Here is a 10,411-nt window from a genome sequence, read left to right on the forward strand (position 1 = left end):
GGCGGGGGGGAAGAAGGGCGGGGGCGGGCGAACTCCTCGGTTTCGGGGGTGTCGTCGACGGTGGGGGCGTCGTCGAAGCCGTACTCGGCGGACTCCGGCTCGGGGTCGGACGCCGTGCGGCGGGTGATGAGGCGGCCGAGGGCCGTCGGGGCGGGGGCCTCGGGTTCTCTGCGGAGCCACATGGGCACCAGGACCACGGCCCATACGGCGACTATCGCCAAGTACAGGAGGGTGCTGCTCATCTACGTCCCTCCCGCGGCGCCTTGTGGTGAGCACGTTCGGGAGCGGGATGGCTCCGGGACGAATACATGCTCACGTCCACGCACGGTAGGACGCACTGTCTGCGCTTGACGAGCATACGGGCGGTGTGTCGTGAGATCTCTGTGGCTATGGCCCGTTCTTGGGGGAAGTTTTCTTGATCATTAAACGGATCGGGCGGTTAGACGTCAGTGGCGGGCGCTACGCGCGCGCCATCGGGCGCGGAGGCCGTCGGGGATATCCTCGGCGGTGAGGGCGTAGCAGATGTGGTCGCGCCAGGCTCCGTCGATGTGCAGCTGCCGGCGGCGCGTGCCCTCGTCACGGAAGCCGAGTTTCTCCACCACGCGGCGGGAGGCGGTGTTCTCGGGGCGGATCGACGCTTCTACGCGGTGGAGGCCGACGTTGAAGAAGCAGTGGTCGACGGCGAGCGCCACCGCGGCGGGGATCACGCCCCGGCCGGCGTAGTCGCGGTCGATCCAGTAGCCGAGCTGGGCGTTGCGTGCCGAGCCCCAGATGATGGCGCCGATGGTCAGCTGCCCGACGAACTCGCCTTCGTAGGTGACGACCCACGGCAGCGCCAGGCCGTTGCGTGCTTCCTTCCGCATCGCGTGGACCATGCTCAGATACGGGCCCAGGCCGGTGCGGAACAGCGGCGTCTCGGGGTTCGTCGGCTCCCACGGGCGCAGCCATTCGGCGTTGCGGACGCGGACGTCACGCCAGACGGCGGCGTCCCGCATCCGGATGGGGCGAAGACCGACCGGCCCCTCGTTCAGAGTGACCGGCCACCCTCTCATGCGTTCCACGCCTCCATGATTGCCTGCCGGAGCCGTTACACGCCATCCGGGACTCGCGGGTGGTCCCCGCCTCGTATCTGCGAGACGGCGTGCTCCAGAACGGGACCGAGGACGGACATTCCATCCCGTACTCCCCCAGTGGAGCCCGGGAGGTTGACGATCAGGGTGTCTCCGGCGAGTCCCGCGAGCCCCCGCGAGAGGATCGCCGTCTTCACCGTCCCGATCCCGCGGATGGCCTCGGCGATGCCCGGGACCTCGCGGTCCACCACCTGGCGGGTCATCTCGGGCGTGCGGTCCGTCGGTGTGAGGCCCGTCCCTCCGGACGTCACGACGACGTCGTACCCGTCCGCCACGGCCTCCCGGAGCAGTTCCAGGACGGCTTCACCGTCGGGGACGACGCGCGGGCCGTCCACCTGGCAGCCCCATTCGCGCAACAGCTCGGCCAGTACCGGCCCCGAACGGTCCTCGTACGCTCCGCTCGCGGCCCGGGTGGAGACGGTCACCGCCAGGGCGCGCATGCTCATGTGTCCTCCCCGGGACGGGTCCAGTTTCCGGTCTTGCCTCCGGTCTTCTCTACTACCCGCACATCGGTGATCACAGCCCCGGGATCGACGGCCTTGACCATATCGATCAGTGCCAGCGCGGCGACGGTGACCGAGGTGAGTGCTTCCATCTCGATTCCGGTGCGGTCGGCCGTCTTGGTGGTCGCGGTGATCTCGACTCCGCCGTCGACGATCGAAAGGTCGACCTTGACCCCGTGCAGGGCGATCGGGTGGCACATCGGCACGAGGTCGGGCGTCTTCTTCGCGCCCATGATCCCCGCGATCCGCGCGACGGAGATCGCGTCTCCCTTGGGCACCGACCCGTCGCGCAGCGCCGTCACGCACTCGTCGCTGAGGCGGACGAAGCCGCGTGCGGTGGCCGTGCGGGCGGTGACTTCTTTCGCGGACACGTCGACCATGCGTGCCGCGCCGGACTCATCCAGGTGCGAGAACTTCACGAGGGCAGCTTAAGGACCCTGACGGACGCGCCTTCCGGCACCTCTGTCACGTCCGGCGGGACGACGATCAGGCCGTTCGCCTCGGAGAGCGCCGCCATCTGGTGGGAGCCCTGCGCCGAAGCGGGACGCACGGTGTAGGAGCCGTCCGCGAACGTCAGCTCCGCGCGCAGGTAGTGCTCGAGCCCGTCCGGCGACGTCAGAGCGCTCTCGGAGCGCGCCGTCACGGCGGGCAGGCCCTCGGGTTCGAGCCCCTGCAGGTAGCGCAGGGCCGGCCGTACGAACACCTGGAAGGAGACGTACGCGCTCACCGGGTTGCCCGGAAGGGTGAAGATGGGGCAGCGTCCGTCCAGAAGGCCGAAGCCCTGGGGTTTGCCCGGCCGCATCGCGACCTTGTGGAAGTCGACTTCCCCGCCGCCGGAGAACGCCGCCTTCACCACGTCGTACACGCCCATGGAGACGCCGCCGGTGGTGATGATCGCGTCAGCGCTCGCCAGTTCCTCCTTGAGCGCCTCCCGAACAAGGTTCGGGTCATCTCCCAGGAAGGACCGGCGGAGGGGCTCACCGCCCGCCTCACGGACGGCCGCGGCCAGCATGAAGCTGTTGGAGTCCCAGATCTGCCCGTACTCGAGCGCGTCGCCTGGGTCGCGCAGTTCGTCCCCGGTGGAGAGCACCACGACCCGGGGCCGGGGCCGCACCGGCGGGTGCGAGCACCCGACCGCGGCGACCATGCCGAGTTGCGCGGCGCCCAGCCGGGTGCCGGAGGGGAGGACGGTCGCGCCCGCGCGCACGTCCTCCCCAGCCCTGCGGATGTAGTTGCCCGCCGGTGCGCTCCGGTCGATCCGGACGGTCCGCGCTCCCCCGTCCGTCCATTCGACGGGGATCACGGTGTCGGCGCCGGAGGGCAGCGGGGCCCCGGTCATGATCCGGGCGGCGCGGCCGGGTTCGATCACGGGCCGTCCGAGGTCTCCCGCCGGGACGTCGCCCATGACGGGCAGGACGGCCGGCAGGGTCTCCAGGTCCGCGGCGCGGACGGCGTAACCGTCCATCGCCGAGTTGTCGAACGGGGGAAGGTCCACGGGTGCGGTGACCGGCTCCGCGAGTACCGTTCCGGCCGCCTCCAGGAGGGGCGGCCGTACCGGGTCGAGGGGAGTGAGCCGGGAGATGATCTCGGCGAGATGCTCGGAGACGGTTCTCATGCACCCATGTATTTCACGAACCGTTCTTCTCCACGAACTCCTTCAGCCAGCCGCGGAACTCCTCGCCAAGGTCCTCGCGCTCGGCGGCGAACTGCACGACGGTGCGCAGGTAGTCCAGCTTGTCGCCGGTGTCGAAGCGCTGGCCGCGGAACAGCACGCCCCGCACTCCGCCGCCGTGCTCGGCCGGCATCGTCGCCAGGGTGCGCAGCGCGTCGGTCAGCTGGATCTCGTTCCCGCGGCCGGGCGGGGTCTTCTCCAGCACCTCGAAGACGGCGGGGTCGAGCACGTAGCGGCCGATGATGATCCAGTTGCTGGGCGCGTCCTCGACGGCCGGCTTCTCGATCAGGTCGGTGACCTCGACGACGTCGTCCTCTCCGGCCGGGCTGATGGCGGCGCAGCCGAACTTGGAGATCTGGTCGGGCTCGACCTCCATGAGCGCGATGACGCTGCCGCCGTACTGCTGGCGCACCTCGATCATGCGCTTGAGCAGCAGGTCGCGCGTGCCGATCAGGTCGTCGCCGAGCAGGACCGCGAAGGGCTCGTCGCCGACGTGCTGGGCCGCACAGCTCACGGCGTGGCCGAGACCCTTGGGCTCGCCCTGGCGGACGTAGTGGATCTGGGCGAGTTCGGCCGACTCCTGGATCGAAGCGAGACGGGCGTCGTCGCCCTTGTTGCGCAGTGCTTCCTCGAGTTCGTAAGCGCGGTCGAAGTGGTCCTCGATGGAGCGCTTCGACCGTCCCGTGATCATCAGGACGTCGGAGAGGCCCGCCGAGACGGCCTCCTCCACGACATACTGGATCGCGGGCTTGTCGACGATCGGCAGCATTTCCTTGGGTGTCGCCTTGGTGGCGGGCAAGAATCGGGTTCCAAGCCCAGCCGCGGGAACTACTGCCTTGGTTACGGGTGAGATGTCGGCCATAGGAAAAACCCTAGTCAACTCCAGGAGTCTCGGGTGCAGGAAGACGTTAAGCCCTCGTTGCGAACCCATATACGGCAAGCCAGACAAGAGATGACGGATGCGGAGCGAGCAGGAGCAAGTTCCGCGATACGGGACGTTCTACTGAGCCTCCCGGAGCTTGAGATGGCGTCCTCAATAGCAGCATACGTCTCACGGGGTAACGAACCGGGCACGCGCAGTCTCCTGTTCGCCCTGTGGAAACGCGGCTCTTATGTGCTTCTACCCAGATTGTTGCCGGATTGCGACCTCGATTGGGCTTCTTACGAAGGACCTGACTCCCTGGTCGAATCTCCTCGGGGCCTCCTGGAGCCCACCGAACCTCCCCGCGGCGTCGGGGCGGTCAAAGCCGCGGACGTCGTCCTCGTTCCCGCGCTGGCCGTCGACCGGCGCGGCCACAGGCTCGGACAGGGCGGCGGCTCCTACGACCGCGCGCTCGCCCGGGTCGGTCCCGCCATCCTCACCATCGGCGTGGTCTACGACGACGAGTTCGTGCCCGAACTGCCCGCCGAACCCCACGACCGGCCCGTGCGCGCGGTGGTCACCCCCTCGGGGTTCCACAGGCTGCCCGCGGCGGATTCGTAGACTCCCCCCGTGTGGAAGATCGCGGTACTGCTGCCGCTGCCTCCGGAAGTCATCGACCTGCTGTTCGCCCCGCTGAAGGACCGCGCCGACGTCGTCCTGCCCCCGTCCCGAGACCGGGCCGGCCAGCACGCCGCGCTGGCCGAGGCCGACCTCGCGGTCGGCGACTTCACCGGCGAACTGCCCATGGACGCGGCGGCCGTCGCCGCCGCGCCCCGGCTCGTCCTCCTTCAACAACCTCAGGTCGGCGTCGACAGCTGCGACCTGGACGCGCTGACGGACGCCGGCGTCGCGGTCGCCAACACCGCGGGCGCCAACACCCGTTCCGTCGCCGAATGGGCGGTCGGCGCCGCCTTCGCCCTGTGCCGGAAATTCGCCTGGGCCGACCGGCGGATGCGCGAAGGCGGCTGGCCCCAGCTCGAGATCCGTGGACGCGAACTGCACGCCCAGCGCGTAGGGATCGTCGGATACGGAGCGATCGGGGCGGAGGCCGCGCGCCTCTTCCACGCGATCGGCTGCCGGGTCTCCTACTGGAGCCGGACGCCCAAGGACGACGCCGTCGGCGAGTACCTCGAACTGGACGAATTGCTGGCCACCAGCGACGTGCTGGTCGTGGCCGTCGCGCTCTCCCCCGAGACCACGGGCCTCATCGGGCCCGAGCGGCTCGCGCTGCTCCCGCCGGACGCGCTGCTGGTCAACGTGGCGCGCGGCGGGATCGTCCCGGACGAGGCCGTGCTGGCCGCCCTGGACTCCGGCCGGCTCGCCGGGGCCGCCCTGGACGTGTTCGAACGCGAGCCGCTGCCGTCCGGCCACCCCCTGCTCTCGCACGAGCAGGTGCTGCTGTCCCCGCACGCCGCGGGCGCCAGCGCGCAGGCCCAGATGAACGTCATCGGACAGGTGATGGCGAACCTCACAGCCGTCCTCGACGGAAGGCCGGTCGAGCACGTCGTCAACGGTCTGCCGCCCTTGGTGCGCAGGAGATGAGAGGGGCTCGGGACACCGGGAGGTCACGGCCGCACTGATCCGTTCGGGATAATCGTCCCCGGAGGTGATCGATTGCGACTGGAAGCGTGGCTTGCGCTCAGCGCGGCGATGGTCCTGGTGGCGATCGTGGCCGTCCGGCTGTCCTACCGGCTCGGGCTGCCGAGCCTCCTCGCCTATCTGGGCCTCGGCCTGCTGCTGGGAGAGGCGGGCTTCGGCATCCAGTTCGACAACGCCGAACTCGCCAAGGAGCTCGGCTGGCTCGCCCTGATGATCATTTTGATCGAGGGCGGGCTCAGCACCAACTGGCGGCATGTGAAGGGCAGCGTCCCCGCCGCGCTGTCACTGGCCGTCGTCGGCACCTCCCTCAGCATCGCCATCGTCGGCGGCGCGGCGCACTACCTGCTGGGCACCGACTGGCAGATCGCCCTCCTACTCGGCGCGATCCTCGCGCCCACCGACTCAGCGGCGATCTTCTCCGTCCTGCGGCGGCTGCCCCTGCCCCACCGGCTCGCCGGGATGCTGGAGGCCGAGTCCGGGTTCAACGACGCGCCCGTCGTCATCCTCGTGCTGGCCCTCAGCGGCGTCCACCACACCAGCGGCAACCTGGAGCTGTTCGGCACCATCGCCTACGAACTGGCCGTCGGCGCCGTCGTCGGCCTGGCCATCAGCTGGGGCGGCGCCTGGGTGCTGCGGCAGGTCGCGCTCCCCGCGTCCGGCCTGTACCCGCTCGCGGTGATGTCCCTGGCCGTCGGGGCCTACGGCGGCGCGATCCTGCTGCACGCGTCCGGCTTCATGGCCTGCTACCTGGCCGGACTGATGCTGGGCAACGCCCGCCTGCCGCACCGGCCCGCCACCCTCGGGTTCGCCGAGGGCATCGGCTGGCTGTCGCAGATCGGGCTGTTCATCATGCTCGGACTGCTGGCCACACCTTCCGACCTGCCCGGACAGCTCGTCTACGGGGTGGTCGCCGGGCTCGTCCTGTCGTTCGTGGCCCGGCCGCTCTCCGTGATCATCGCCACCACCGGGTTCGGGGTGAGCTGGCGGGAACGGGCCTTCCTGTCCTGGGCGGGACTGCGCGGCGCGGTGCCGATCATCCTGGCCACGGTGCCGATGACCGTGGACCTGCCCGGCGCCGACCAGCTGTTCGCCGCCGTCTTCGTGCTCGTGGTCATCTTCACCGTGATCCAGGGACCGACCCTGCCGTGGTTCGCGCAGAAACTGAAGATCACCGAGGAGGGCAAGGCGACCGAGCTCGGCGTGGAGGCCGCGCCGTTGGAGGAGCTCAAGGCCGACCTGCTGCAGGTCAAGATCCCGGAGGACTCGCGGATGGCCGGAGTGGAGGTGTTCGAGCTGCGGCTGCCGCCCGGCGCCCAGATCACCCTGGTGCTCCGCGAGATCATCGGCGCCGGGAAGGTCGTGGAGAAGAAGAGTTTCGTCCCCTCCCCCACGACCGTTCTGCAGGCCGGTGACGAGCTGCTGGTGGTCACCACCGCCGCGGACCGCGAGGTCGCCGAGCGGCGCCTGCGCGCCGTGAGCCGGCAGGGCAAGCTGGCGGGCTGGTTCGGAGAGGTCGGCGACTGAGACCCGTCTCACGGTCGAGACGGGCCCCCGGCCTGGCCATGAGCGACATGCCGGGCACGGAGAGTCGCGAAAACCCGCTCCGCCCCCGGGTAAAGTTCGCAGCGGCGCCCCTGCCCGGACTTCGCAAGGGAAACTAGACGTACTATTGGCAGTCGGCTGAGCCGAGTGCCAATAGCGTTGAGAAGGAGGGGCCAGTGCCCACGTACCAGTATGCGTGCACCGCCTGTGGTGAGGGCCTGGAAGTCGTTCAGAAGTTCAGCGACGACGCGCTGACCGAGTGCCCCGCCTGCGGCGGCGCGCTGCGCAAGGTCTTCTCCGCGGTGGGCATCGTCTTCAAGGGCTCCGGGTTCTACCGGAACGACAGCCGGGGCTCCGGCAAGTCGACGACCCCCGTGACCACCGCCTCGTCGTCGGAGAAGAAGTCCGAGGGCTCCGGGTCCAGCGCGTCGGAGTCCTCCTCGACTTCGACGGCCGCGCCGGCCTCCCCGGCCCCGTCGTCGTCCTCCTCCACGAGCGCCTCCACCGCCGCGGCCTCCTGACGACCTCCCGTGCTCCGGCCCGTTGTCCACAGGCCGGAGCACGAAGTGGCGGCCCGATGGTTAACGTCGGGCCCATGAGACCACTGCTCGCCCGCCACCGCCGCCCCCTGGCCGTCCTCTGCGCCGTCGCGGCGGTGTTACTGGTCCGCCTGCCGCAGACGTCCCCGCCCGGCGGGGACGTTCTGGTGGCCGCCCGCGATCTGCCCGGCGGCACCCCCCTGACCTCCGGAGACGTCCGGATCATCCGGCTGCGCCCGCCGCCCTCCGGCGCCCTCTCCGGCCTTCCCGAGAGCGCCGTGCTCGCCGCACCCGTGCGCCGGGGCGAACCCCTGACGGACCTCCGCCTTCTGGGCCCCGCCCTCCTGGACGCGCACGCCCCGGGCCTGGTGGCCGCTCCCGTCCGGATCCCCGATTCCGTGCTGGGCGCCCTCGTCCGCCCCGGTGACAGGGTCGACGTCCTGGCCGTCCCCGAAGCGGCCCTTCCGGCTTCCGGTCCCCCGCCCGCTCCTCTGGTCACCGCGGCCCCGGTCCTGGCCGTTCCCCCGCCGGACGGCTCCTCCGGCGCCCTCTTACTCCTCGCCGTCACCAGACCCGAAGCCGCGGCCCTGGCCGGCGCGCCTCACCTGACTCTCAGCCTCCACCCGCCCGTCCCCTCCTGACCCCGTCGAGACGCGACGGACGCCGGGCACGGCGGCGGGTGTGGTGCCGCGCACGGCGGGGTGTCACTCGCGTTCGGCTTCGGCGCCGAACTCCCAGTGCCAGGGTTCGAAGGGGCTGGAGTAAGCCCAGGAGGGATGGAACCAGCCGTATTTGGTGGAGTTGGCGCGGAGCCAGTTGAACTGGACGCTGCCCTGGCTCTCGATGCCGCCGCACAGGTCGAGGGCCTGGCCCAGGCCGTGGTTGCTGCGGCCGGGGATGGCGGCGAAGCCGGGGCGCTGGTAGTAGATGCTCCTCTGCTCGGCGAGGTCGCGGTAGGCGTCGCGGACGCACATGTCCTTGCCGAACTGCTTCCGGTAGGCGGCGTTGAGCTTGTAGAAGGCCAGGGCGGCGTCCGCGCGGAGCATGAAGCCCTTCTGCGGCATCTTGCACAGGTACTTGCTGGGGATCAGCCCGTTGGGGAACTGGGCGGCCTCCTCGGCCGTCGCGGTGTCGCAGGTGAGGGTGAGCCTGGTGTCGCGGTCCAGGTCGAGGTTCTTCAGCATCTTGTTCAGCTGATTGGTCAGCTGGTTGATGCGGTTGAAGAGCGTCTTCTTCTGCTTGGCTATCTTCGCCTGGTCGATCGCCGTGCTGGACTGGAGCTCCTGGGCCTGGTCCGCCAGTTTCTCCCGCCGCTCCCGCAGCTCCTTGGCGGTCTTGAGGAGCCCGTTGTCGTTGTTCGCGAGGAACGTGATGTCCGCCGAGCTGCGCAGCGACTCCTCCGCCGAGAACCTTCCGAACAGCGCCATGGTGCCCGAAGCCGTCGGCGCCTGGTAGGCGGAGTTCGCCAGCTCCGCCAGCGGCCCGCGCATCTTCTCGAACTCGGTGTCGGCCACCGCCAGCTGCTCCAGGGTCTCCCGCAGCCGCTTCTTCGACTGCTTGAGCCTGGTCTGCTGGTCCTTCCAGGACTTGTCGAGCTTCTGCAGCTCGTCCCGGGCGTCGCCGGCCTTCTTCCGCAGCTCCTCGACGTCTTCGACCCCAGGCGCCAGAGCCGCGACCTCCGGGGGGACGCCCGTCACCACGAGCGACACCGTCATCAGGAGCACCGCGGTCAGCTTCGCTGACCGAGGGGTCGGCACGTGCGGTCCTCCGAGGCGATACAGGAACAGGGGCAGCGCTCGAACGGTACTACACCTGACTCAATGTCTTATCCCGCTTATCGCTCCCAACCACCAACCAACACCCGAAGCACCACCAAAAATGATCATTCAGCTACACACAGGCATAGATCATCAGTCACCTACCCGCCAAGATTGCGCCAAAGAACCGCCAAGCCCCTGAACACCCTCTTCCGCGCCCTCCGCCCGCCCCCTCCCGACCGCGCCCCGGCCCCGCCTTCGAACGTCCGTCCCGGCCTGATTCAGGCGACACCGAAGCCCTCTCGAGAGCCTGGACGGCAGGACGCGGACCGCGTAGGAACAGCCCTCCGCCGCGAGGCCATTTTGACAACGCCATCTGACAGGAGATCAGGTAAGCCGATCAATCTGTCCTGCCATTCGTACACCTCCTGTGACAGCCTCCTTCAGGGCGAGGACGGGGGCCCGCGGCGCCGCAGGCGACCGCCGGGAGACTCCGCGGGAGGAGGACCGTGACGGAGGACCGCCCTATCGAGAGGACGCCGGGGCGCTGGAAGCGGTAATCTAACGGGGTCGCGGAGCGGAGGCGCCGGGGCGGCGCCGCGGAGCGTTCACGGGATGATCACCGTGAAGGGGACGCGGTGGGCCCGGTTCCAGTAGGCTTTGGCGGCGGCGAGGCCCCGTAGCTCAGGGGATAGAGCAACGGTTTCCTAAACCGTGTGTCGGAGGTTCGAATCCTCTCGGGGCCGC

The 10,411-nt window shown here is 69.8% G+C and carries 11 protein-coding genes, 1 tRNA gene and 1 pseudogene; 6 read left to right on the top strand and 7 right to left on the bottom strand.

Annotated features, from left to right (window positions below; all coding sequences use genetic code 11):
* The 6 genes and pseudogenes from ABD327_RS12120 to galU form a co-directional block, all read right to left on the bottom strand.
* A pseudogene (locus tag ABD327_RS12120) lies at nucleotides 1-242 on the bottom strand (hypothetical protein); the annotation flags it as partial.
* A 204-nt stretch (nucleotides 243-446) separates the two neighbouring features.
* The gene (locus ABD327_RS12125; protein ID WP_344450528.1) at nucleotides 447-1,052 is read right to left on the bottom strand and encodes a GNAT family N-acetyltransferase; all 606 of its coding nucleotides are present in this window, start codon (nucleotides 1,050-1,052) and stop codon (nucleotides 447-449) included.
* A gap of 35 nt (nucleotides 1,053-1,087) precedes the next feature.
* Nucleotides 1,088-1,570, bottom strand: a complete 483-nt coding sequence (locus ABD327_RS12130; protein WP_425547103.1) for a MogA/MoaB family molybdenum cofactor biosynthesis protein — start codon at nucleotides 1,568-1,570, stop codon at nucleotides 1,088-1,090.
* A gap of 2 nt (nucleotides 1,571-1,572) precedes the next feature.
* Nucleotides 1,573-2,052 (bottom strand): cyclic pyranopterin monophosphate synthase MoaC, encoded by a 480-nt coding sequence (gene moaC / locus ABD327_RS12135; RefSeq protein ID WP_344450420.1) that lies wholly within the window; start codon nucleotides 2,050-2,052, stop codon nucleotides 1,573-1,575.
* On the bottom strand, nucleotides 2,049-3,248 hold the full coding sequence (glp, locus tag ABD327_RS12140; protein ID WP_344450421.1) for a molybdotransferase-like divisome protein Glp: 1,200 nt from the start codon (nucleotides 3,246-3,248) through the stop codon (nucleotides 2,049-2,051). Before glp ends, moaC begins: the two co-directional genes overlap by 4 nt.
* A gap of 13 nt (nucleotides 3,249-3,261) precedes the next feature.
* Nucleotides 3,262-4,167, bottom strand: coding sequence for a UTP--glucose-1-phosphate uridylyltransferase GalU (gene galU / locus ABD327_RS12145; protein ID WP_344450422.1), 906 nt, complete (start codon nucleotides 4,165-4,167; stop codon nucleotides 3,262-3,264).
* A gap of 33 nt (nucleotides 4,168-4,200) precedes the next feature.
* On the opposite strand from galU, the gene ABD327_RS12150 reads away from it, so the two are divergent.
* From ABD327_RS12150 to ABD327_RS12170, 5 genes are all read left to right on the top strand, one after another.
* The gene (locus ABD327_RS12150) at nucleotides 4,201-4,788 is read left to right on the top strand and encodes a 5-formyltetrahydrofolate cyclo-ligase (RefSeq protein WP_344450423.1); all 588 of its coding nucleotides are present in this window, start codon (nucleotides 4,201-4,203) and stop codon (nucleotides 4,786-4,788) included.
* A 9-nt stretch (nucleotides 4,789-4,797) separates the two neighbouring features.
* Entirely contained in the window at nucleotides 4,798-5,769 is a 972-nt protein-coding gene (locus ABD327_RS12155) for an NAD(P)-dependent oxidoreductase (protein WP_344450424.1), read from the top strand.
* Nucleotides 5,770-5,841: 72 nt separating this feature from the next.
* Complete coding sequence (locus ABD327_RS12160) at nucleotides 5,842-7,350, top strand: potassium/proton antiporter (protein ID WP_344450425.1); 1,509 nt, start codon at nucleotides 5,842-5,844, stop codon at nucleotides 7,348-7,350.
* A 194-nt stretch (nucleotides 7,351-7,544) separates the two neighbouring features.
* Nucleotides 7,545-7,889, top strand: a complete 345-nt coding sequence (locus ABD327_RS12165; RefSeq protein ID WP_344450426.1) for an FmdB family zinc ribbon protein — start codon at nucleotides 7,545-7,547, stop codon at nucleotides 7,887-7,889.
* Nucleotides 7,890-7,963: 74 nt separating this feature from the next.
* The gene (locus tag ABD327_RS12170; protein WP_344450427.1) at nucleotides 7,964-8,548 is read left to right on the top strand and encodes an SAF domain-containing protein; all 585 of its coding nucleotides are present in this window, start codon (nucleotides 7,964-7,966) and stop codon (nucleotides 8,546-8,548) included.
* A gap of 63 nt (nucleotides 8,549-8,611) precedes the next feature.
* On the opposite strand, the gene ABD327_RS12175 is transcribed toward ABD327_RS12170, so the two are convergent.
* Nucleotides 8,612-9,664, bottom strand: coding sequence for a D-alanyl-D-alanine carboxypeptidase family protein (locus ABD327_RS12175; RefSeq protein ID WP_344450428.1), 1,053 nt, complete (start codon nucleotides 9,662-9,664; stop codon nucleotides 8,612-8,614).
* A gap of 673 nt (nucleotides 9,665-10,337) precedes the next feature.
* Here ABD327_RS12175 and ABD327_RS12180 point away from each other — a divergent pair.
* Nucleotides 10,338-10,410, top strand: a tRNA-Arg gene (locus ABD327_RS12180).
* Nucleotide 10,411 lies beyond the last annotated feature (1 nt).

Source organism: Actinocorallia aurantiaca (assembly GCF_039533685.1).
In the GTDB taxonomy this organism is placed as follows: Bacteria; Actinomycetota; Actinomycetes; order Streptosporangiales; family Streptosporangiaceae; genus Actinocorallia; species Actinocorallia aurantiaca.

Excerpts from the sequence above, each read along its gene's own strand:
- ABD327_RS12125 (WP_344450528.1), bottom strand. The coding sequence starts at position 1,052 with ATGAGAGGGTGGCCGGTCACTCTGAACGAGGGGCCGGTCGGTCTTCGC.
- glp (WP_344450421.1), bottom strand. The coding sequence starts at position 3,248 with ATGAGAACCGTCTCCGAGCATCTCGCCGAGATCATCTCCCGGCTCACT.
- ABD327_RS12170 (WP_344450427.1), top strand. The coding sequence starts at position 7,964 with ATGAGACCACTGCTCGCCCGCCACCGCCGCCCCCTGGCCGTCCTCTGC.
- ABD327_RS12130 (WP_425547103.1), bottom strand. The coding sequence starts at position 1,570 with ATGCGCGCCCTGGCGGTGACCGTCTCCACCCGGGCCGCGAGCGGAGCG.
- galU (WP_344450422.1), bottom strand. The coding sequence starts at position 4,167 with ATGGCCGACATCTCACCCGTAACCAAGGCAGTAGTTCCCGCGGCTGGG.